Consider the following 23,165-nt stretch of genomic DNA (forward strand, 5'->3'; position numbering starts at 1 on the left):
CAACTGAAAATTGCTCACTAAAGTAATAAAGGCTTTCGTCTTACTTGTGATTTAATCTTTACAAAGCTGTAGGCTACATGGATAACCACAATTATCGAAAACAATATCTACCTACAAAACCTAGTTTAGATAATAGCAATACTTATTCCTAAATTGACCTAAAATAATTACTAAAAAATTTTAACTAAAAAGTAAATTTTGAGAATCATCACCGTAGCACTAGCAAACCACCGTTATGAATTATTGCATTAAAAAATCATTAATTAAATTAAAATAGGAATATTATGAAACGCCGAAATTTTTTGATAAATATTAGCGCAGTTCTAAGCGGATTAGCCGTAACTAAAACTTTTGCGAAAATGGATCATTCAATGATATCGGGTCAAATGTGTGGGCAAAATTCTGCTAATTGTAAAATGGGGGATAACATGCACGAACATATGCATATGACCAATACAAAAACGTCTCAAAAGCTTTTACCAACATCATCATTTCCAAAAGGGCTTAATTTACCGCTTTTAGCCAATTTAAAAAATGAAAGTACAAAACAAGGTATATTTGAGGCAACGTTAAATTTGAAATCTGTTAAAATTTCGCTAATACCTGAGTTAACAACTGAATTTTGGACATATAATGGTATGGTTCCGGGACCTAAAATTGAGGTATTTGAAGGTGATCAAGTCAAAATAACAGTTAAAAATGATTTATCACAACCTACAACCGTACATTGGCATGGTTTATTGATTCCTGCTGATCAAGATGGTAATCCACAAGATGAAATCCCTGCCGGAAGCAGTCGAATTTATGAGTTTACCATTCCTAAAGGTTCTGCTGGAACCTATTGGTATCACCCTCACGGGCATAATACTGTCGCTGAACAAGTTTATCATGGTTTAGCGGGTACCTTTATCGTACGTAGTAAAAATGATCCTTTAAGTGATATACCTGAACAAAACTGGTTTTTTTCTGATTTAAAATTAACTGATAAAGGTCAAATTGCGAATAATTCAATGGCTGATTGGATGAACGGTCGTGAGGGACAATTTGTGCTAATCAACGGTTCGTACCAACCTAAAATAAAAGTTAATGGCACCACACGTATCAGAATATGGAACGCTTGTTCTGGTCGATACCTTAATCTTTCTATCCCTGGATGTGATGTCTATCTAGTGGGCAGTGATGGTGGATTATTAGCTCAACCTTATTTACTCAATAAACCATTATTATTAACACCAGCAGAGCGGGCTGAATTGGTTATTATTCCAAAACACTCTGGACTATTTTACCTTCAATCTATTAGTTATGATCGCGGAAAAATGGGCGATATCCCACCAGAACAAGATTTTATACTTGCTGAATTAGAGCTTAACAAAGCTGATTCTTTTGATTTACCAACTACACTACGCCAGTTACCCATTTTAGGAGAACCTGTAGCTCATAAATCTATTGAATATACAGAAGCTATGGATATGAAAGAACCCAGAGGGAATATGATTTTTTTAATTAATGGAAAACGACACGACATGTCAAGAGTTGATTTAGAAAGTAAAATTCACGATGTAGAAGAGTGGACAATTATTAATAATTCACACATGGATCATAATTTTCATATACATGGCACCCAATTTATCGTGCTATCACATGAGTTAAATGGTGTAAAAACACCACCTGACTATGTAGCGCTAAAAGATACAATTAATCTCCGCCCACATGAAAAGATTACACTTAAAATGCAACAAAACTTTACAGGCCTTCGTATGTACCACTGTCATATTATCGAGCATGAAACACTAGGTATGATGGGACAATTACTTGTCAAATAATACCTCTTCATTGCCCCTCTATTTTTAAACTTCATTGGCTAAAAATAGAGGTTTTTTTATCATAATAAAAAACCTTAATATATAACCTTCTATAACAAATAATATTTGTTTTTCATTTTGGCAAAAAATGCTAACATATCACAATTATGAATGTGATCTATTATTGGCAAAAACTTAGCAAACGTTTAATTTTTAAAACGACTTTTTCGCACTTACTATTAGGTGTAATTGCTGTTGGATTTGGCTCATGGCAACAAAATACCCTATCTGTAGAATCTTCTACGTCAAATATTGGTATTATCGCAATAACGCAAGATTATAAGACAACAGTGAGAACGAAATCACAAAATTTATCTCAATCACAAAAACATCATGATTTAATCGAACTTATCATACAAAATTATCATGATATTTCACCGAGTAAAGCTATTCGTTTATCTTCCCTTTATAATGGTATAAGAGCGGGGCCAAGTGTTACCATTTAACGAGTATGTAACTCGATAAAATTGATATTTTATACTTATTATTAAGCCAAGGTTTTACATCCTATATTAAACACTAGAGAAATATTATGTTATTAAACTTATTAACCAAAGTATTTGGTAGCCGTAATGAGCGCGTATTAAAAACCATGCGTAAACGAGTTGAAAAAATCAATGCACTTGAACCTACAATGGAAGCATTATCTGATGATGAGCTTAAAGCTAAAACAACTGAATTTAAACAAAAATTGGCATCAGGCACACAATTAGATGATATTTTAGAAGAAGCTTTTGCCGTAGTGCGTGAAGCTAGTAAACGTGTATTTGGTATGCGACATTTTGATGTGCAATTAATTGGTGGTATGGTACTAAACGAACGCTGTATTGCTGAAATGCGTACCGGAGAAGGTAAAACATTAACCGCAACACTACCGGCTTATTTAAATGCATTAAGTGGTAAAGGAGTTCATGTTGTAACTGTTAATGACTACTTAGCTCAACGTGATGCCGAAAATAATCGTCCATTATTTGAATTTTTAGGTTTAACTGTAGGCATTAATTTGCCTAACATGCCTCCACAAATGAAACGTGATGCTTACCATGCCGATATCACTTATGGAACAAATAATGAATATGGTTTTGATTATTTACGCGACAATATGGTGTTTAATAAAGAGTCACGCGTACAACGCCCATTGCATTATGCCCTAGTCGATGAAGTTGACTCAATTTTAATTGATGAAGCTAGAACACCGTTAATTATTTCAGGTCAAGCAGAAGATAGTTCCGACAAATATATCAGCGTGGATAGAATTATTCCGCATTTGATCCGCCAAGAAAAAGAAGATTCAGACCAATTTCAGGGTGAAGGAGACTTTTCAATTGATGAAAAATCACGCCAAGTTAATTTAACTGAACGAGGTTTAATCAAAGTTGAAGAATTGCTTATAAAGCAAGGCATAATGAAAAGCGAAGAATCGCTTTATGCACCGGCAAATATTGTATTAATGCATCATGTTAATGCCGCTTTACGTGCTCATCATTTATTCCATCGTGATGTCGATTATATTGTCAAAGATGGTGAAATTATTATTGTTGATGAGCACACAGGTCGAACTATGGAAGGCCGTCGTTGGTCTGACGGCTTACATCAAGCCGTTGAAGCCAAAGAACATGTAAAAATTCAAAATGAAAATCAAACATTAGCGTCAATTACTTTCCAAAACTATTTCCGTTTGTATAAAAAGCTAGCTGGTATGACAGGTACAGCCGATACAGAAGCATTCGAATTTAATCAAATTTATGGATTAGATACTATTGTCATTCCAACTAATCGCCCAATGTTACGTAAAGATCAGTCTGATCTGGTTTACATGACCGAAAAAGAAAAAATCAATGCGATTGTGACTGATGTCCAAGCGTGTATCAAACGAGGGCAACCAGTTCTAGTTGGTACCGCATCAATCGAAAAATCGGAGCTTGTATCAAACGCATTTAAAAAAGTGGGTATTAAACACAATGTATTAAATGCAAAGTTCCATGCTCAAGAAGCTGAAATCATTGCTAATGCAGGTAGCAAAGGTGCAGTTACCATTGCAACAAATATGGCCGGTCGTGGTACCGATATTATGTTAGGCGGAAACTGGCAAAGTGATGTAGCTAAAATTGAAAACCCAACGCCTGAAGATATTGAAAAAGCTAAAAAAGCTTGGCAAATAAGGCATGAAGAAGTTATTGCGCTTGGTGGGCTGTACATTCTAGGAACAGAACGCCATGAATCACGTCGTATTGACAATCAGCTGCGAGGGCGTGCTGGTCGTCAAGGTGATCCTGGTGCATCACGTTTCTATCTTTCTCTTGAAGATCCATTAATGAGAATCTTTGCATCAGAACGTGTCGGTAATATGATGCGTAAACTAGGTATGAAAGAAGGTGAAGCCATTGAACATCCATGGGTTACCAAAGCAATTGCTAATGCACAAAAGAAAGTTGAAAGCCGAAATTTTGATATACGTAAACAGTTACTTGAATACGATGACGTCGCTAACGATCAACGTAAAGCTATCTATCGCCAACGAAATGAATTACTGGATAATTCAGAAATTAAAGAAACAATTGATTCAATTCGAGTAGATGTCTTTAATGCACTGATTAATCGTTATATTCCACCTCAATCAATGGAAGAAATGTGGGATGTTACTGGGCTTGAGACCGCACTTAAAACAGACTTTGATTTAAACTTACCAATTTCTAAATGGCTCGAAGAAGAACCGAATCTTTATGAAGAAACGCTACGCGAACGTATTTTACAGCTCGCTCACCAACATTATCTAGAGAAAGAAAATATTGCTGGCTCAGAAGCTTTTAGACAGTTTGAAAAAACAGTAATGTTACAAACACTGGATAATTTATGGAAAGAACACCTTGCTTCAATGGATTATTTACGTCAAGGTATTCATTTACGGGGTTATGCACAAAAAGATCCTAAACAAGAGTATAAACGTGAATCATTCAATATGTTCGCAGACATGCTAGAAACACTTAAATATGATGTTATTGGCATTCTTAGCCGGGTGGTAATTCGTTCTCAAGAAGAAGTCGAAGAGGCAGAGCGCCAACGGTTAGCAGAAATGGAAAAATTGTCCACTAAACAACAAGCTAGCCATCAATCTACCACTAATATAAACAGTGGAGTCGAAGATGAAGTAAATACCATGCAGCCAATTGCTCGTCATGAAGCAAAAGTTGGGCGTAATGATCTTTGTCCTTGCGGTTCAAGAAAAAAATATAAACATTGTCATGGGGCTGTTCAATAAATAAAAAATTTAGTATCATCAAATTACTTTGAATATTTAATCGCCGATCACTGGCGGCGTTGAAAATTCAGGGAAAATACCTACTTTCCCTGAATTTTACTCATAGACAGACAGAATTATGAAAAAACATACTGAAATTGCTATAGGTATTATTCGTTCACAAGATTGTCAAATCTTCATCACTCAGCGCGGAGAGGATTCACACCTCGCTGGTTTTTGGGAATTCCCTGGTGGAAAAATTGAATTAGATGAGACTCCCTATCAAACCCTACAACGCGAAATTTTAGAAGAAGTCGATATTCATATAAATCAAGCTCAATTTTTAAAAGTGGTCAATCATAGCTATGATGATCGCGATATTACCATCCATGCCTATTTAGTTGAAGAATGGGACGGTGTACCTTTTGCTAAAGAAGGGCAGCCAAGTCGTTGGGTCGCACAAGAAGATTTGAATGCCGATGAATTTCCAGATGCCAATCGACCTATTATTGAAATGTTAAAAAATTTAGATAAACAAATCTAAATTATTATTGTTAGTTTAGTCTTATGATTTATTGTAATTTTAGATTAGCATATTATTTCTCTACTAATTTTTTTAATAGGATAACTTTTTAACATTGTTTTAAAAATTATTTTATCAATCATTTAATAAAAAATATTATGTGTGTATTTTCTCTTAAAAGTGAATATTATAACGACGCCTCCATCACCTTTTCTTAAATAAAACCAAAATTAAATAACTCAAAAATTAAAAATGACCAATTTTAGAACTAGCAATTTTTCACTGAGTAAGAACTGGCAGAAAAATATCATCCATTTGATTTTTAACTAATTTTATTATTAAAAAGCATTTTAGCATTAAAATTAGTAGAATTATTATTAAATAGGTATTAATCAAGGCGAATTGAGTACATTTAGTCTGAAAAAAAGATATACATCACTAGTTATTATCCTAGAAAAAAGCATATTCCCAATTGTTATAAAACGATAACATAGTTAAATAAATAATGGTTATCATGCCTTAACATAAGGTCTTATTAACCTCATGCCTAATAACAATCTCAAAAAAGAATCAAGATTTACGCTGTAACCTTTGTTCGGCTAATGCCAAAAATATAATACCAATAATAATAAACAGTGCGCCAAACAAACGATTTAATGTCATTTGTTCATCAAAAAAGATAACGGATACTATCATTACCGTTACCACTTGTAAATGAGAAGCAGCAAAAGCTGGTCCTACTGGTGCTTTTTTCAATAACACCATCCAAGTGATAAATGCCCCAGTATAACCAATTATTACCAGATAAGCCCAACAATGGCTAAAAATACGCACTAACCAATCAAAACCTATTTCAAAAGGTTCTGCTGCTGATGCTGTAAGTTTAAAATTAGTTTGTCCAAAAGTATCAAAAAATAAAAGTAACACAAAACCAATTAAATAAAATTTTTTCATTCCATGATCCCCACTAAAACCACTCCTGTTGTAATAAAAAATATCCCCAGAAGACGCAGCAATGTTAGATGTTCTTTAAATAAAATCCTACCAGCAAGCATCACCGTAATCATATTAAATGAACCAAGCAAAATGCCTTGAGATAATGGAACTTTACTCAAAAAAGCTAACCAAAAAATAAAGCCAACAAAATATGAGCCAAAACCAATCCAAAGCCAAAAATTTCCAAATAGTTTATGCCAATAATCCACACCTTGTTTATGTTTTGAGGTAATAGCTGCATATTTAAATGCAATTTGTCCTACAGTATCACAACTAATGTTGAGCAGCCAAAGTACAATAATTATAGTTGACACAACTGACATACTCCATGGATTTCAAGCACACTATACTTAATCAAAAACTCGCTTTGTAGCGCCAATTGTTTAAGTTGTTTTTCAATATGCTCAGAATGTTTTTCGATAATCTTTTCACAATTATCACAAATAAACATAATTGAAATATGCTGTGGATCTTGAAAGTGAGGACAAATAATATAACTATTTGCCGACTCAACTTTATGTATAAAACCATGTTCAAGTAGAAACTCAAGTGCACGATAAATTGTTGGCGGCTTAGCTTGTGGTTCACTTATTTTGAGTAGATCTAAAAGATCATATGCACTCATTGCCTTATTTGCTGTTAACATAATATTTAAAACTGTTCGACGTTGCGTTGTCAGTTTAATACCACGTTTTTTGCATAAAGTTTCAATCTTTTCAATCATCAGATTATGCATTTTAATTCCTTTACCTATGATCATTATTTTTCAACGCAGCTTTCCTTCGCCTTATTTCTTTAGGATCATTAATTAACGGACGATAAATCTCAATACGATCGCCATCTTTAACCTGTTCACTTAATTCACAACGTTTGCCAAAAATACCGATTAGATGTTCATCTAATTGGATTTGACATAATGATAAGATATTGGATTTTATAATGGCTTGCAAAACATTAGTTGGCTCGTCGACTTGAAAATCAATTACCGTAGAATTATTAGGTAATGCATAAACAATTTGAATATTCATCATATTAATAAATCTGCCTTGCACGTTTCGAAAAAGCATTAACCATATTAGACATAACTTCTTTAAAAACAGGTTTGAATGTTATATCTAAAAACTTACTTTGGAACTCAAAATCCAAGCTAAAACTGATTTTACACTTGTTTTCAGCAATTTCCACAAATTGCCATTTACCTGAAAAATACTTAAAAGGTCCTTCCAAAAGAGACATATCAATTGAATTAGGTTCATTAATCTGATTTAATGTCGTAAATGATTTTTTAAAACCAAATTTTTCAACTTCAATAAACGCTGCAACGATATTATTTTGTTTTCTAATAATACCAGTTGCGATACAATCAGGAACAAATTCAGGATAGCGAGCAATATCATTAACTAAAGCAAACATTTGCTCAATTGAATAAGGTTCAATAACTTCGTGAAATATATTTGCCATAATAAAAATTAAAAAATAAAATTTGTGGCATATAGTATCACGTAACTCTATAATAACGCACACTATGACTAAGAAAAAATCACATAAACTGGGTTCGTCAACCATCGCATTAAACAAACGCGCACGCCATGAATACTTTATTGAAGAAGAAATTGAGGCGGGATTATCCCTACAAGGGTGGGAAGTTAAATCATTACGTGCGGGAAAAGCCAATATTAGTGACAGTTATGTCTTACTCAAAGAAGGAGAGGCATGGCTTTTTGGTGCTACTATCACTCCACTTAATGTCGCTTCAACACATGTGGTGTGCGAACCAATGCGTACACGTAAATTACTATTAAACGAACGTGAATTAAATTCACTATTTGGTCAAATTAATCGTCAAGGCTATACAGTTGTTGCGCTTTCTCTATATTGGAAAAATGCGTGGGCAAAAGTAAAAATTGGCGTAGCTAAAGGTAAAAAAGAATACGATAAACGAACTGACATTAAAGAACGTCAATGGCAGGTAGATAAAGCTCGTATCATGAAAAATGCTCATCGATAAAATTGGGTTTTATGTTAACAAAATATTGCTAAATAATGCATTTAGCAATATTAAATAGCTTATGTTCTAATAAAAAATGCACTGTATCTTAACTTCTTAAAATTCAGCAAATCATATATAATGACAACGTACATATACGCTATAATTTAAAAAATCTTCAGCACTTGCACTAATTAGATAATAAAAATAACCTATACATATATTTAATTATAACAATATTAACAAACCTATATTGTTTTAGCTTTTTACACCAAGTGAATAACTTCAGTACTTCTTACCATCAAATTCCTGGGCACATAAAACTCGCATCCCCCTATTTTTTCATACACACTTTGAATAACTCATAATTTTTATCTAATTGCCATCACTCAAAGTTTAATCAGAATGTAATATTACCTTGCAGGTTATAAACAGCAAGATGACATTCCCTATGTGGAGTTCAAAAAATAAAAAGAAAATATTGCTGATCAATACTGATACCCCTAAAAATTATACATATAAAACTGTAGCAGAAAACAACCCAATAAATTGACTTGTTATAAAATATCCCTGCCATAATTAGCTCTATAAAAAATAAAACACTGCAGCTCTGAGAATGCGAAACTAAAAGCCATCTTTAACAAATTTGGGGATAAATGCGATCAACATCAAATTAATTTCGCTTGCAAAAGAAAAATGTAATATTTAGCAACTAAATATCATTAATTAAGTGGTATTGACAGGATTAAACACTAAAAAAATGAGATAAAAAAAATTAATAAACGTAAAAAAGAACCTTAAAACAAGGTATCATATAGATTTTTAAATTGGTAATATCAAACTATTTAAGATGTCGATAAAAAAAGTAATAATTCTAATTTAAAGAATATACAAGCATCATATAAATAAATTAAATAATTAAAAATTAAAATAAAATATAATTTTTTTTGATAAAAATCATATTTTTATTCAAATAATGATAAAATATATCTTACAACCATTAGTAAACTAACCTTATTTATATAAGCTTATCCCTCAATAAAAATACATGAAATAACGTAAAACATATATGACAATACAACAAGTTTTCATACATCATGTTTTCAAAATATAACAACAAGGTAAGCTGTTTTTTTACTTGTCGGCTATGTAAAAATTAGTAAAAAATGGGTTAAAAAAATTAGAGTAATATTATTTAACTCTTGCCAATTAGATGCTATTTTAAAATTATGTATAACCAATTTAGACCTCATAAAAATAAATCATGACCCAAGAACGAAATGAATATAACAACAGGCTTTATCAAGTCATCGCTACAGAGCTTAAAAACCGCATCATTAGTGGCATTTGTGCAATTGGGAGTAAATTACCTTCAGAACGTTTAATTTGCGAAGAGTTAAAAGTAAGCCGATCTGTAGTTAGAGAGGCTATTATAATGCTTGAGGTTGAAAGGTTTGTAGAAACTCGTAAAGGATCTGGTATTCATGTTATTGGCAATATTTCACAAAAAAATATTCCGGATATGTCATCAGGGTTGAATTTTGTGAAAAGTGGACCGTTTTAACTACTGCAAGCTCGTCAACTCATCGAAAGTAACATTGCAGAATTTGCCGCAACACAAATCACCAAAAAAGACATTGTTGACTTATTGGAAATTCAACATAATGCTCAAAAAGAAGATTATTATCAAGAATCAAATTGGGATTTAAAATTTCATACTCAAATTGCAATGATAACCCGCAATAATGCTTTAGTCACAATTGTTCAAGAAATGTGGCGGCAACGAACCTTAAATCCTTTATGGAAAAAACTTAATGAGCATATTCCAGAACATGAAATTAATAATTGGTTGGATGAGCACAATAAGATACTTGAAGCACTCATTAATAGGGATCCTAAAGCAGCAAAACTTGCTATGTGGCAACATTTAGAAAATACGAAAAGAACCTTTTTTGAAGCAGCTAACAAGGATTTTGAAATTAAACGCGATCACTACCTATTTTCTGATAATCCTGTTATCTGTATCAATGAAAATGAGTATGACTAATTTTACTAACTCATTAAACTTTTATTCACTTAATGCTATCAAACAATTAAAATTAATTGATGTTATTTTGTATTTAAAGCTCAACATAAAGCAATGCTAATGTATATAAGTCCAAAATCAATACAAACCTTATTATACATTAGCGCTGATCATCTATTTCAATACCAACGGGTGGAATGAATTGGAACTTTTTAAGATCAACTTTACCAAGTTGTTGATGAGAAAGATCATAAAAACTACGCTGCCCGTCTTCTTCAATTATTGTAAAGTTTGAAATCATACCAGTAGGTAATACTGAAATAACAAAATTTTGATTAGTGCCATCATTGGATTTTAGAGTGAACAAATCTTGTTTACGAGTTACTGTATAGGCATTCCAAATAGAATTATGGCTATCAGTAATAAGCAACATCAAACGATTATCCACCACTTTTTTTAAATCCATAACACTGACCTGTTCAACCGCAGGGGTATAAACCCACAAGTTTTTTCCGTCAGAAATTACCGATGTTTCGTCTGGTTCAGTCATAGTCCAATTGAAATAATAAGGTCTTGCAACCCAAAAATCTCCCTTACCTTCTTGGACAAGCTGATTATCTGCTGTTTTAACATTTTGTGAAAAACGAGCATAAAACCCGTTAACTTTATCTAAACGTTGTTGTAAAACTTCTTTATCACCTGCCCATGCCGATATGCTAGCAAAAATTCCGAGCAATAATAAAATTTTCTTCATGGCAAATCCTTACATTCTCTTATTCGATAACCATTTACTAAAACTAATAAAGATATATTAATTTTGGTTTAATAGTTCAATCAGGTCAAAATATTACCGTTTTTTATTTCACCCGAAAAGTTATTTTCTTTTCTTTTTCACTTATTGGTGAACATGTATATAATACAATAATCTTTCTAAACTTGGACACAAAGTAATATGCCTAGTATGTCATTTGATTTTACGACTGATGAATTTAAGCCTTTAGCGGCCAGAATGCGCCCTCGTAATTTATCAGAATACATTGGGCAAACCCACCTGCTAGGAAAAAATAAGCCATTACCCAAAGCTATTGAGGCTGGCAACTTACACTCAATGATTTTATGGGGACCTCCAGGCACAGGCAAAACAACCTTAGCAGAAATTATTGCTCATCATGCTAATGCTAAAGTTGAACGGATATCTGCTGTAACCTCTGGTATAAAAGACATACGGGAAGCGATTGACCAAGCTAAAATTAATCAACAAGCAGGTATTCGCACAATCCTATTTGTTGACGAAGTCCACCGCTTTAATAAAAGCCAACAAGATGCGTTTTTACCTTATGTTGAAGATGGAACTGTAACATTTATTGGAGCAACCACCGAAAACCCTTCATTTGAATTAAATTCAGCTCTTCTATCTCGAGCCAGAGTATATTTACTTAAATCATTAACATCTGAGGATATAGAAAATATTTTGCAACAAGCTATTAATGATCCCATTCGAGGTTATGGCAAAAAAAACATTATTTTACCAGTAGATACAAAAAAACAAATAGCTGAATTTGTCGGAGGCGATGCAAGACGAGCACTCAATACTTTAGAATTATTAGTGGATATGTCAGATGGAAGTGAGCTTACACCAGCTCTACTTAAAGAGGTCATAGGTGAACGAAGTGCTAGGTTTGATAACCAAGGGGATCGCTTTTACGATATAATATCTGCAGTCCACAAATCCATTCGAGGATCAGCACCTGATGCGGCGCTTTATTGGTATGCAAGAATAATATCTGCAGGCGGAGATCCTCTCTACGTTGCACGTCGATTACTGGCTATTGCATCGGAAGATATTGGTAACGCAGATCCAAGAGCAATGCAAGTTGCACTGGCGGCCTGGGATTGTTTTACACGAGTTGGTCCAGCTGAAGGGGAACGAGCAATTGCACAAGCGATTGTTTATCTTGCTTGTGCGCCAAAAAGTAATGCAGTATATCTTGCCTTTAAAAAAGCAATGACCGATGCACAAAAAAAACCAGACTATGATGTCCCAGAACATTTACGTAATGCACCTACAAGTTTAATGAAGAACTTAGGTTATGGTGCAGAATATCGTTACGCTCATAATGAGCCAAATGCTTTCGCTGCCGGTGAAAATTATTTCCCTCCAGAAATGGCCGATAGTAAATATTATTTTCCTACCGACCGTGGAGCTGAAAAAAATTACATTGACAAACTTGCTTGGTTAGAAGCAAAAAATCAATCGAGTTCAATCCAACGTTATAAATCAAAAAAAAATTAATCTAATTTTTATGACTTTTTCTAATGATACAATACTTATTAATAAGATCATCGATAAAATCTAAACATGGATAATTTAAATCTATTTTGTGAAATACTAATAATCCACATTATCTAAAAAAGTGAGGTTTATAATAAACAATTCAATGACTATGGTAATTTACGTATTGACAATGGTAAATACCATTGCATAAAAATATCTAAAAACAAAAATAGTTTATGCGGGAAAATTAAAGTAAACACCTTTTTTATTTTCCGCTAACATTTTAAGCTTACTTACTCATAGGTAAATCTTATCACTACCGTTTTTATTTCTATCATTATCACTCACTTTTGTTATTTTATAAATTAATTGTAATTGAATTTTATTAATATATAACATTCAATTACAATTAATACACTTCTAAACAGAGATTAATAAATATCCCATATCTAGTATTAAAATGATTGATAGGTACTAAATATTGTATATTTTGTAAAGGATCCATTATGATAGAAACACTAAAATAATGTAAAAATGGGTAAGGGAATGAACAAATCAATGCTCGTCACAAAACGAGACGGCAAAACAGAACCAATTAATCTTGACAAAATCCACCGAGTTATCACTTGGGCTGCTGAAGGATTAGAAAACGTTTCCGTGTCTCAAGTTGAGTTAAAATCGCATATCCAATTTTATGATGGCATTCGCACATCAGATATTCACGAAACAATTATCCGCGCAGCAGCTGACCTAATCTCACAAGAAGCGCCAGACTATCAATATTTGGCTGCCCGTTTGGCAATTTTTCATTTACGTAAAAAATCCTATAACCAATTTACGCCACCACCTCTTTACGAACACGTAAAAAAGCTAGTCGATAGTCAACGATATGACAAACACTTACTTGAAGATTATACTCAAGAAGAGTTTGAACAAATGGATAAAATTATTGATCACTGGCGAGATATGACATTTTCTTACGCTGCGGTTAAACAACTTGAAGGGAAATATTTAGTACAAAATCGCGTCACGGGAGAAATTTATGAAAGCGCACAATTTTTGTATATTTTAGTTGCAGCCTGCCTTTTCGCTAACTATCCTAAAGATACACGTCTTAACTATATCAAACGCTTCTATGATGCTGTTTCAACTTTCAAAATTTCGCTACCAACCCCAATTATGGCTGGCGTTCGCACACCTACTCGACAATTTAGTTCGTGTGTATTAATTGAATGTGATGATAGTTTAGATTCCATTAACGCCACAGCAAGCGCTATTGTTAAATATGTATCACAACGAGCAGGAATTGGGGTTAATGCTGGACCAATACGAGCACTTGGCAGTTCAATTCGTGGTGGAGAAGCATTTCATACTGGTTGCATTCCTTTTTATAAATATTTTCAAACTGCGGTAAAATCATGTTCACAAGGTGGAGTACGCGGCGGTGCAGCAACGGTCTTTTATCCGCTTTGGCATTTAGAAGTTGAAAGCTTATTAGTCTTACGTAATAACCGAGGGGTCGAAGAAAACCGTGTTCGTCATTTAGATTACGGTGTACAAATTAACAAATTAATGTATCAACGGTTAATTAAAAACGAAAATATTACCTTATTTAGTCCATCAGATGTACCAGGGCTATACGATGCGTTTTTTGCTGATCAAACCAAATTTGAAGCGCTTTATCATCAATATGAACAAGATGTAAATATTCGCAAACGAGTGGTTAAAGCCATTGAACTATTTGCATTATTAATGCAAGAACGTGCATCAACTGGCCGCATTTATATCCAAAATGTCGATCACTGTAACACACACAGCCCATTTAATGCGCAGCTTGCTCCGGTACACCAATCCAACCTATGTATGGAAATCGCCTTACCTACCAAACCGCTTTATAACATTAATGATGAAAAAGGCGAAATCGCCCTTTGCACTTTATCAGCGTTTAATTTAGGTAAAATTGAATCACTTGATGATTTTGAAGAGTTAGCCGATTTAACAGTACGAGCGCTTGATTCTCTACTAGATTATCAAGATTACCCTGTTCCTGCTGCGAAAAACTCATCATTAAACCGCCGTACATTAGGTATTGGTGTTATTAATTATGCCTATTACTTAGCAAAACATGGTGTTAAATATTCTGACGGTAGTGCAAATAACCTAACTCATCGTACCTTTGAAGCTATGCAATACTATTTGCTTAAAGCATCCAATAATCTTGCTAAGGAAAAAGGAGCATGCCCACTATTTAACGAAACAACTTATGCACAAGGCATTTTGCCAATTGATACTTATAAAAAAGATATCGACAGCATTACAAAAGAACCTTTACATTATGATTGGGAATCGCTTCGAGCATCCATTAAAAACCATGGGCTTCGTAATTCGACATTATCGGCATTAATGCCATCTGAAACATCTTCACAAATTTCTAATGCAACAAATGGTATTGAACCGCCAAGAGGCTTTATTAGTGTAAAAGCCTCGAAAGATGGTATCTTAAAACAAGTAGTTCCAGATTATAACGCTTTGAAAAACTTCTATGAATTACTTTGGCAAATTCCTAATAACACAGGTTATTTACAATTAGTGGGTATCATGCAGAAATTCATCGATCAATCTATTTCAGCAAACACTAATTACGATCCAACAAAATTTGCAAACGACAAAGTACCAATGAAACAACTATTAGCAGATTTATTGACTGCTTATAAATTTGGCGTAAAAACACTTTATTATCACAATACCCGCGACGGTGCAGAAGATATTCAAGGTGATATTGTTGCTACAACAAATAGCGATGATGGTTGTGAAGGCGGGGCTTGTAAGATTTAATTACACATTAGCCTCTTCTTATGAATTCAAATCCACGTTAAATGTAATTTTTTAAGGGGGAGTTTCCCCCAATCATTTCTCTTTTTCCACTGCTGCCAGTTAGCGGAAAAGTAATGATGAATCAGTTAGGAGTTCTTTTATGAGCATGAATTACAGTACCTTTTCGCATGTGCATAACGACCAACTTAAAGAGCCAATGTTTCTTGGTCAATCTGTCAATGTTGCACGTTATGATCAACAAAAATATGAGATGTTTGAAAAATTAATTGAAAAACAACTCTCTTTCTTTTGGCGCCCTGAAGAAGTCGATATTTCTCAAGACCGTATTGATTATGCTGCATTACCAGAACATGAAAAACATATATTTATCAGTAATTTAAAGTATCAAACGTTACTTGACTCAATTCAAGGTCGTAGCCCTAATGTGGCTTTACTGCCACTTATTTCAATACCTGAACTTGAAACATGGGTAGAAACTTGGTCGTTTTCTGAAACCATTCATTCTCGTTCTTATACACATATCATTCGCAATATTGTCAATGATCCCTCTATTGTTTTTGATGATATTGTTACCAATAAAGAAATCCAAAAACGCGCTGGTGATATTGCTGGTTATTATGATGATCTAATTAGCTATGCTAGCTATTACAACTTATTTGGCGAGGGTAAACATACCATTAACAATCATACAGTAACCATTAATATGCGAGAGTTAAAAAAGAAGCTTTATCTTTGCTTAATGAGTGTCAATGCACTTGAAGCTATTCGCTTCTATGTCAGCTTTGCTTGCTCATTTGCCTTTGCTGAACGAGAACTAATGGAAGGAAATGCAAAAATTATTAAACTGATTGCACGTGACGAAGCCCTACATTTAACTGGCACACAGTTTATGATCAACACTCTACGTAGTGGTGAAGATGATCCCGAAATGGCAGAAATTGCTAAAGAATGCGAACAAGATTGTTATGAACTATTTTTACAAGCTGCCAACCAAGAAAAAGAATGGGCTGAATATTTATTCGAAGGCGGCTCAATGATTGGATTAAATAAAGATATTTTATGCCAATATATAGAGTATATTACCAATATTCGTATGCAAGCGGTCGGACTAAAATTACCATTTGAAGCTAAATCAAATCCAATTCCATGGATTAATAACTGGCTAGTATCAGATAATGTACAAGTAGCACCACAAGAAGCGGAAATGAGTTCTTATTTAGTTGGTCAAATTGATTCTGAAATTAGTGAAGATGATTTAAGCGATTTTACATTATAAATTTTATACAAACAAACCCTACCTAAGAATGATAACCTAAAAGGAACAAATTACTGTTCCTTTTTTATTCGTCATTATGAACATTTATTAAACTTAAATAGATTGATTTATCATTATATTAATTATATTATTCAGTTAATCACAATTAAAAAAAACGGTTAAAAATTGAATAAAGTATTGATTAGCTTAATAACGATAACATTATTATCTGGATGTAAAGTCGAGTTAGCACCAACTGTAAATTTAAGTGATTTAAACAGTGAAACAGCCCAAAAAGCTCGTTCAAAATTAATTGTGTCAGTGACAAACTGTAATGATTATCGAAATCCCCAAAATGAATCAGCCGATATAACAAATGCGAAAAAAACGGTATCAAAAGTATTTTCTCAAGCCATATATCTTAAATGCTACAAAGACAATATTATATCAAAAGCAGTTTTTGAAGTACCCATTATTGTTGGCGGCAAATCAAGAAATGAAGGAATTCAAATTAGAAATACCGATACAGGTGGTGGAATGATTGTTGAAATGTCGGATAATTTCAAACAAAAGATCAACAAAGCAAGCAAATCAGCATTTAGTAAATTATCAAGCGACATCTACATTACTGTCAATAACGACTTAAATAAAGACCAAGACATAATAGCACATGCCGTTTATTTGGATGGAAAACCAACTCTTGTAGCTCGATATACATTAAAACCAGGTAATCATACATTTAAATTATCTGACGTTTCAATTTCCTCTATTTTTTCTAACGGCTCAGCCCTAGTTTATGAGGATGCAAATAAGCAATATCAGTAAAAAAATAAAAAATCATAAAAATAAACCATCATGGATTTATTTTACATATTCTAGATATTAACATTATTGCTTATCGTATTGGTTATTAGAGATAGACAAAACTCATTCAAATTGAAGCCATATTTTGCCAATACAGACAAGATCATTGTTAATTAAACAGAATAAAGTTGATTTGGCTTGGTTAAGTATAAAGATACTATATTCATATAATCAAAATATTTTGCCTACTAGCCAAAAATTTATTATAAAAGGAATATAATGAAAAAATTATTATTAATCAGTTTAGTTGGAATTGTGTTAGTTGGCTGTGGTGAAAATAAAGTCACTAAAGAAATGCTAATTGGTCAGTGGGAATGCTCTCTTATAGGACGAGTAGCAAAATGGAAAGACGGTAATTATCAAGAATATGTACCTATAAAAAATGATAGCGGTACAATTAAATATTTCATGAAAGATGATACCCTCTATTTTAATTTTGGTACAAAAAACTCATATCCATATGACCTATCATCTTACTACAATAAATCAGAGTTATTAAAATCACAAAATGGTGCGTATTTAGCTACAAAAAAAAGTATTCAATATATTTCACATGATCAATTCAAAACAATTGAAGAAACAGAAATCATATTTGAGGATGACGAAAATAAAAATAAAAAAGTAAATATAGAAATCACTTGTAATCGCACTCCAAAATAAGCGCTAAGTTTCTTTAGATTGTTATGATTGATCGACAAATCCACTTAATGGGTAAATTATTTATACTATAAATACAGATAAATGTATTTTTAAATATAACACCATCGTAATAACATATCGCCAAACTGTTGCTTGACAGTCATTAAAAATCGCGTAACGATATGACAATAAAATTATTTTTATTTAATAATATCGCTATGACTGAAACGCATTTATGTTACCCTATATCTCCTCATGATTTTAGTGATGAACAAATTAACGTCACTTATCTAAAACAACAACTTGATGCCTTTCAACAATGGTCTGTAACACAATTTAAGCAACAAGCTAACATCGAATCTTTAGTACACTTACGAAGCCAATTCATTGACCATTTACTTCAACGCTTATGGAATTATTACCAAATTCCTAAGCAAATAACTTCACTTTTCAAAAAAAACCGAATTGCCTTAATTGCCGTCGGAGGTTATGGTCGAGCAGAACTTCACCCGCTCTCTGATATTGATATATTAATATTAAGCGATCATCCTCTCACTAAAGACCTTGAAAAACAAATAGGTGATTTTGTACGTTTACTTTGGGATCTCCATTTAGATATTGGTCATAGTGTAAGAACATTAAAAACCTGTCTTGAGGAAGCTAAAAATGACATCACGATTATGACCAACTTAATAGAATCCAGAATGATTTCAGGTTGTAATCTATTATTAAAAAAGCTTCAAAAAAAAATATTTAATAAGGAACTCTGGCCTTCTCCAGCTTTTTTCAAAGCGAAAATTCAGGAACAACAAGTACGCCACCAACAGTATCACAGTACTACTTATAATCTTGAACCCGACTTAAAAAATAGCCCAGGTGGTTTGCGGGATATGCAAATTATTCAGTGGATTGCGATTCGCCATTTTGGTGGTGAATTTTTACAGAAAATAGCTAACTTTAACTATTTAACCCCAGAAGATATTGAAGAATTTAAAACATGTCGAAGATTTTTATGGAAATTACGTTTTGCTCTCCATTGTGTAATTACGCGTTATGACAATCGATTACTCTTTGATCGTCAATTAAGCATTGCCAAAATGTTAGGTTATGAAGGTAAAGGTAATGTACCGGTTGAAAAAATGATGCATGATTATTATCGAGTAGCTCATAATATAACCGAACTCAATCAAATGTTATTACAACTATTTGATGAAACCATTCTTGAACTTCATCCACAAAATACCCCCTATGATATTGATGAACATTTCCAAGTTCGAGAAAAATTAATCGATGTAAAAGATAATAATATCTTCAAAAAAGATCCTGTAATGATTATGCAGCTTTTCTACACTATTTTGCTTAACCCTCAAATTACAGGGCTTTATTCTAATACAATTAGGCAATTGCGCTCAGCCAGACGAACGCTACCTACCCTACTTTGTGAAAATGCAAGAGCCAGAGCACTTTTTATATCGATCATCAAACACCCAAACGCCATTAAAAAAGCCATTTTACCAATGCATCAATATGGCATACTTGCTACTTACATACCTGGCTGGAAACACATTTCCGGTATGATGCAGTTTGACCTATTTCATGCTTATACTGTGGATGAACATACCATTCGTTTACTTCTTGAACTTGACAACCTCAAAACAGAAAGTGGCAAACAAAAACACCCTAATAGCTCTAAAGTTTTTGCTAAATTACCTAAACAAGAATTATTAATTATCGCTGGATTATTCCACGATATTGGAAAAGGGCGACACGGCGATCACTCTGATATAGGTTCACATCTAGTTCAAGAATTTTGTCAATTACATCAATTAGAAAGTAAAGATATCGATTTAATTGTCTGGCTAGTTCGCTACCACTTATTAATGTCAGTTACCGCACAAAGCCGTGATTTACAAGATCCTAAGGTAATTAGCGAATTTATCCAACTAGTTAAAAGTAAACGTCGATTACAATATTTATTGTGCCTAACGGTAGCTGATGTCTGTGCCACTAACGAAACCCTTTGGAATAATTGGAAACAAAGTCTAATGCGTGAGCTTTATTTTAGTGCAGAACATTTATTTGATTCAGGTATTCATCAAATTCCAGAACAACGCAGTATTGCGCGAAAGCATAAGCAAGAAGCATTAGCCACATTAATTAAGCAAAATTATAATGAACAAAGCATCAAAAATATTTGGCAATATTATCGTGTTGACTATTTTCTTCGTTACACTACAGAACAAATTATCTGGCATGCACAAATTCTATTACAACATGACTTAAATAAAACATTAGTATCAATTAATCCAAATCCTTATTATGGTGGTACTGAAGTGCTTATTTATGCACCTGATAGACCTTATCTCTTTGCCACAGTTTGTAACACACTGAGCATGCACAATTTAAATATACACGATGCGCTTATCATTACCAACAAAAAAGGATTTGCACTAGATACATTCATTGTATTAGATCCCAATGGACAAACCGTACAAAAAGATCGACATCAAGGATTGATAAAATCGCTTGAAAAAGCATTAAAACAGCCTACTTACAAAGGTGTTACCATTAAAGCACCTAAACAACGTTTACGATCATTTTTAGTACCTACTCAAGTTAACTTTCTATCTGCTTTTAATGATAGACAAACTTACATGGAACTGATTGCACTAGATAGACCAGCGCTGCTTGCTTGTGTGGGGGAAGTGTTTGCTAATTTAGATTTATCACTAAGCAGTGCCAAAATTGCCACCATTGGTGAACACATAGAAGATCTGTTTATTTTAACCGATAAAAACAAACAGGCACTTAGTGATGATACTTGCCAAAAACTAAGAGAATCAATTACTAACGCCATTGATTCAATGAATTAACATCATTAACTAAAAGATATAGCCTATGAATTTTTTTATTATTTTATTCCCCATTTTTTGTATTTTTATTGTGGGATTCATTGCGCAAAAAACCTTAAAATTTGATGTAGCTAACCTTTCTAAAATGTCGCTTTACGTACTTTCGCCTTTCTTATCGTTTAAAACATTTTATACGCATACCTTAACAACAGACTATTTATTCTACATTTGTTATATATTTGGGCTCTGTTTTTCTTTGGTGATTATCGCCTCAATTTGGTCAGTACTAATGAAATATTCAGATAAAGAGCGCTGCGCAATGATTTTAAGTTCATGTTTTATGAATAATGGAAATTATGGCACACCAGTTCTGTTAGTCTTTTTTGGTACGGTTGGGTTTGATTTAGGAGTAATTATGATGGTATTACAACAGTTTGTGATGAGTACTGTTGGAATCTACTATGCAGCCAAAGGCAGCTCACATAGTGATATAGTTACTCAAAAAGATGTAATAAATAAAGTAATACGCATGCCTATTGCTTATGGCGCAGTTCTAGGTATTATTTTTCAACTATGCCAAATTCCCTTGTCTAAATCGATTATGACCTCCATCAGCATGATTGGCGATGCCTCTATCGTAGTGATCATGATCATCTTAGGAATGCAGCTTGCCAAAATAAACATTACTCAGCTTGATTACCCTAAAATCTCATTTGCCTTATTAGCCCGTATGGTCATTTCGCCAATTGTTGCACTGTGTATGGTCTCATTTATGCCAATTGAACCTATTTATAAACAAGTATTAATTGTACTTGCAGCGATGCCAAGCGCAGCTAACACCACACTAATGTCGGTCCAATTTGATACACACCCAGAGCTAGTATCAAGTGCAACATTACTTAGCACACTACTAAGCTTAATCACATTACCAATTGTACTTGAATTAGTCGAAGCGCCAATTCCATATTAATACCGTATAACCCTACTCTTTACTCAACTATAGAAAAATCAACACTCACCCCGCCATTCTTCTTCAAATTGCTTAACAAATTCAACCAAAAATTGATGCCTTGGCACAGCAAGTTTTTTGGCTATTTGGGTATTCATCATATCTTTAAGCAAAAAAAGTTTTTCATAAAAATGATTAATCACCGTAGAAGATTGTTTATAATTGACCTCATTTATTACAGTTCGAGGTGAAATTGCCAGATCACACATAACATGGTGTTTATTGCCACCATAATAAAAAGTACGCGCTACACCAATTGCGCCTATTGCATCTAAGCGATCAGCATCTTGCACAATTTTCCCCTCAAGCGATAGTGTTTTTTTACTAGCAAGATTTTTTCGATAAGACATATTATCAATAATATCAAAAATCATACTAATATCATCACTTGAAACGTTAAGTGAATTTAAATAACCACGTAACTCAGCAGAAGCTTGATTCACATCAGCCACCACTTTTTCATCTATAACATCATGCAAATAAGCACTTAATATCACAATAAAACAATTTGCTTTGGGTTCATAAGGCAATATCTGTTGCGTTAATCCAACCACACGCTCAATATGCGCCATATCATGCCCCGAAAAATCATGAGCAAGCTTTTGCTTAACATAACATTTTATTTCTTCAACAATTTTAATTTGTTGTTGCGTTAATTCGATAGCTAATTTTGTGTTCATTTACTTTACAAACATCCATAAAATTGAAGTGAAAGGAGTAAATACATTTTGTTAAAGATTATACTGTTAGATAATCTATTAGTTAACATTCACCCTATTATCAAGTTAAAAAAATTCAACTCAT

General features: G+C 33.2%; 19 protein-coding genes and 1 pseudogene. 13 read left to right on the top strand and 7 right to left on the bottom strand.

The genetic code is table 11. The features are described 5' to 3' along the window. The first annotated feature begins 284 nt into the window (after positions 1-284). The 4 genes from A9G34_RS08600 to mutT all read left to right on the top strand — a co-directional run bounded on the left by A9G34_RS08600 (position 285) and on the right by mutT (position 5,644). A complete protein-coding gene (locus A9G34_RS08600; protein ID WP_065569458.1) occupies positions 285-1,823 on the top strand; it encodes a multicopper oxidase family protein in 1,539 nt (512 codons plus the stop codon). A gap of 146 nt (positions 1,824-1,969) precedes the next feature. Next, positions 1,970-2,308 carry a hypothetical protein gene (locus A9G34_RS08605; RefSeq protein WP_034944092.1) on the top strand — a complete coding sequence of 113 codons (339 nt, stop codon included), beginning with the start codon at positions 1,970-1,972 and terminating at the stop codon, positions 2,306-2,308. 86 nt (positions 2,309-2,394) lie between these two features. Continuing rightward, positions 2,395-5,121 (top strand): preprotein translocase subunit SecA, encoded by a 2,727-nt coding sequence (secA, locus tag A9G34_RS08610; RefSeq protein WP_065569459.1) that lies wholly within the window; start codon positions 2,395-2,397, stop codon positions 5,119-5,121. 118 nt (positions 5,122-5,239) lie between these two features. Continuing rightward, positions 5,240-5,644 (top strand): 8-oxo-dGTP diphosphatase MutT, encoded by a 405-nt coding sequence (gene mutT, locus A9G34_RS08615; protein ID WP_034944098.1) that lies wholly within the window; start codon positions 5,240-5,242, stop codon positions 5,642-5,644. A gap of 549 nt (positions 5,645-6,193) precedes the next feature. Here the strand turns inward: mutT and A9G34_RS08620 are convergent. From A9G34_RS08620 to A9G34_RS08640, 5 genes are read right to left on the bottom strand one after another with little or no spacing between them, the layout of a single operon-like run. Beyond that, a complete protein-coding gene (locus A9G34_RS08620) occupies positions 6,194-6,577 on the bottom strand; it encodes an SMR family transporter (RefSeq protein WP_065569460.1) in 384 nt (127 codons plus the stop codon). Next, positions 6,574-6,933, bottom strand: coding sequence for an EamA family transporter (locus A9G34_RS10625; protein WP_034944770.1), 360 nt, complete (start codon positions 6,931-6,933; stop codon positions 6,574-6,576). The genes A9G34_RS08620 and A9G34_RS10625 overlap by 4 nt, the downstream gene beginning before the upstream one ends. Further along, entirely contained in the window at positions 6,921-7,355 is a 435-nt protein-coding gene (gene zur / locus A9G34_RS10630) for a zinc uptake transcriptional repressor Zur (RefSeq protein ID WP_176701032.1), read from the bottom strand. Before zur ends, A9G34_RS10625 begins: the two co-directional genes overlap by 13 nt. Positions 7,356-7,365: 10 nt before the next feature. Beyond that, complete coding sequence (locus A9G34_RS08635) at positions 7,366-7,656, bottom strand: RnfH family protein (protein ID WP_176701034.1); 291 nt, start codon at positions 7,654-7,656, stop codon at positions 7,366-7,368. Continuing rightward, positions 7,652-8,080: a type II toxin-antitoxin system RatA family toxin gene (locus A9G34_RS08640; protein WP_034944108.1), complete on the bottom strand. Its 429-nt coding sequence runs from the start codon at positions 8,078-8,080 to the stop codon at positions 7,652-7,654. The genes A9G34_RS08635 and A9G34_RS08640 overlap by 5 nt, the downstream gene beginning before the upstream one ends. Before the next feature lie 64 nt (positions 8,081-8,144). On the opposite strand from A9G34_RS08640, the gene smpB reads away from it, so the two are divergent. Both smpB and A9G34_RS11160 read left to right on the top strand, forming a co-directional pair. Next, positions 8,145-8,627, top strand: coding sequence for an SsrA-binding protein SmpB (gene smpB / locus A9G34_RS08645; RefSeq protein ID WP_034944110.1), 483 nt, complete (start codon positions 8,145-8,147; stop codon positions 8,625-8,627). Positions 8,628-9,870: 1,243 nt separating this feature from the next. Next, a pseudogene (locus A9G34_RS11160) lies at positions 9,871-10,653 on the top strand (FCD domain-containing protein). 139 nt (positions 10,654-10,792) lie between these two features. Here A9G34_RS11160 and lolA read toward each other — a convergent pair. Then, on the bottom strand, positions 10,793-11,386 hold the full coding sequence (gene lolA, locus A9G34_RS08655) for an outer membrane lipoprotein chaperone LolA (RefSeq protein ID WP_065569462.1): 594 nt from the start codon (positions 11,384-11,386) through the stop codon (positions 10,793-10,795). Positions 11,387-11,584: 198 nt separating this feature from the next. On the opposite strand from lolA, the gene A9G34_RS08660 reads away from it, so the two are divergent. The 7 genes from A9G34_RS08660 to A9G34_RS08690 all read left to right on the top strand — a co-directional run bounded on the left by A9G34_RS08660 (position 11,585) and on the right by A9G34_RS08690 (position 22,322). Next, positions 11,585-12,925 carry a replication-associated recombination protein A gene (locus A9G34_RS08660; protein WP_065569463.1) on the top strand — a complete coding sequence of 447 codons (1,341 nt, stop codon included), beginning with the start codon at positions 11,585-11,587 and terminating at the stop codon, positions 12,923-12,925. Between the two features lie 528 nt (positions 12,926-13,453). Next, a complete protein-coding gene (gene nrdA, locus A9G34_RS08665) occupies positions 13,454-15,742 on the top strand; it encodes a class 1a ribonucleoside-diphosphate reductase subunit alpha (RefSeq protein WP_065569473.1) in 2,289 nt (762 codons plus the stop codon). 145 nt (positions 15,743-15,887) lie between these two features. Further along, on the top strand, positions 15,888-17,018 hold the full coding sequence (gene nrdB / locus A9G34_RS08670) for a class Ia ribonucleoside-diphosphate reductase subunit beta (RefSeq protein ID WP_034944777.1): 1,131 nt from the start codon (positions 15,888-15,890) through the stop codon (positions 17,016-17,018). 165 nt (positions 17,019-17,183) lie between these two features. Beyond that, positions 17,184-17,822: a DUF7424 family protein gene (locus tag A9G34_RS08675; RefSeq protein WP_065569464.1), complete on the top strand. Its 639-nt coding sequence runs from the start codon at positions 17,184-17,186 to the stop codon at positions 17,820-17,822. Positions 17,823-18,080: 258 nt separating this feature from the next. Beyond that, a complete protein-coding gene (locus tag A9G34_RS08680) occupies positions 18,081-18,521 on the top strand; it encodes a hypothetical protein (protein ID WP_034944123.1) in 441 nt (146 codons plus the stop codon). A 161-nt stretch (positions 18,522-18,682) separates the two neighbouring features. After that, the gene (glnD, locus tag A9G34_RS08685; protein ID WP_065569465.1) at positions 18,683-21,373 is read left to right on the top strand and encodes a bifunctional uridylyltransferase/uridylyl-removing protein GlnD; all 2,691 of its coding nucleotides are present in this window, start codon (positions 18,683-18,685) and stop codon (positions 21,371-21,373) included. A gap of 25 nt (positions 21,374-21,398) precedes the next feature. Next, positions 21,399-22,322, top strand: coding sequence for an AEC family transporter (locus tag A9G34_RS08690; protein ID WP_034944127.1), 924 nt, complete (start codon positions 21,399-21,401; stop codon positions 22,320-22,322). A gap of 38 nt (positions 22,323-22,360) precedes the next feature. Here the strand turns inward: A9G34_RS08690 and A9G34_RS08695 are convergent, their stop codons facing one another. Further along, positions 22,361-23,002, bottom strand: coding sequence for an HD domain-containing protein (locus A9G34_RS08695; RefSeq protein WP_141670386.1), 642 nt, complete (start codon positions 23,000-23,002; stop codon positions 22,361-22,363). Positions 23,003-23,165 lie beyond the last annotated feature (163 nt).

Source organism: Gilliamella sp. Choc4-2, assembly GCF_001690355.1.
Taxonomy (GTDB): Bacteria; Pseudomonadota; Gammaproteobacteria; order Enterobacterales; family Orbaceae; genus Gilliamella; species Gilliamella apicola_A.

Bases quoted from the DNA above. Each gene is read 5' to 3' on its own strand.
- A9G34_RS08600 (WP_065569458.1), top strand. From the start codon at position 285: ATGAAACGCCGAAATTTTTTGATAAATATTAGCGCAGTTCTAAGCGGA.
- A9G34_RS08605 (WP_034944092.1), top strand. From the start codon at position 1,970: ATGAATGTGATCTATTATTGGCAAAAACTTAGCAAACGTTTAATTTTT.
- secA (WP_065569459.1), top strand. From the start codon at position 2,395: ATGTTATTAAACTTATTAACCAAAGTATTTGGTAGCCGTAATGAGCGC.
- mutT (WP_034944098.1), top strand. From the start codon at position 5,240: ATGAAAAAACATACTGAAATTGCTATAGGTATTATTCGTTCACAAGAT.
- A9G34_RS08620 (WP_065569460.1), bottom strand. From the start codon at position 6,577: ATGAAAAAATTTTATTTAATTGGTTTTGTGTTACTTTTATTTTTTGAT.
- zur (WP_176701032.1), bottom strand. From the start codon at position 7,355: ATGCATAATCTGATGATTGAAAAGATTGAAACTTTATGCAAAAAACGT.
- A9G34_RS08640 (WP_034944108.1), bottom strand. From the start codon at position 8,080: ATGGCAAATATATTTCACGAAGTTATTGAACCTTATTCAATTGAGCAA.
- smpB (WP_034944110.1), top strand. From the start codon at position 8,145: ATGACTAAGAAAAAATCACATAAACTGGGTTCGTCAACCATCGCATTA.
- lolA (WP_065569462.1), bottom strand. From the start codon at position 11,386: ATGAAGAAAATTTTATTATTGCTCGGAATTTTTGCTAGCATATCGGCA.
- A9G34_RS08660 (WP_065569463.1), top strand. From the start codon at position 11,585: ATGCCTAGTATGTCATTTGATTTTACGACTGATGAATTTAAGCCTTTA.
- nrdA (WP_065569473.1), top strand. From the start codon at position 13,454: ATGAACAAATCAATGCTCGTCACAAAACGAGACGGCAAAACAGAACCA.
- nrdB (WP_034944777.1), top strand. From the start codon at position 15,888: ATGAATTACAGTACCTTTTCGCATGTGCATAACGACCAACTTAAAGAG.
- A9G34_RS08680 (WP_034944123.1), top strand. From the start codon at position 18,081: ATGAAAAAATTATTATTAATCAGTTTAGTTGGAATTGTGTTAGTTGGC.
- glnD (WP_065569465.1), top strand. From the start codon at position 18,683: ATGACAATAAAATTATTTTTATTTAATAATATCGCTATGACTGAAACG.
- A9G34_RS08690 (WP_034944127.1), top strand. From the start codon at position 21,399: ATGAATTTTTTTATTATTTTATTCCCCATTTTTTGTATTTTTATTGTG.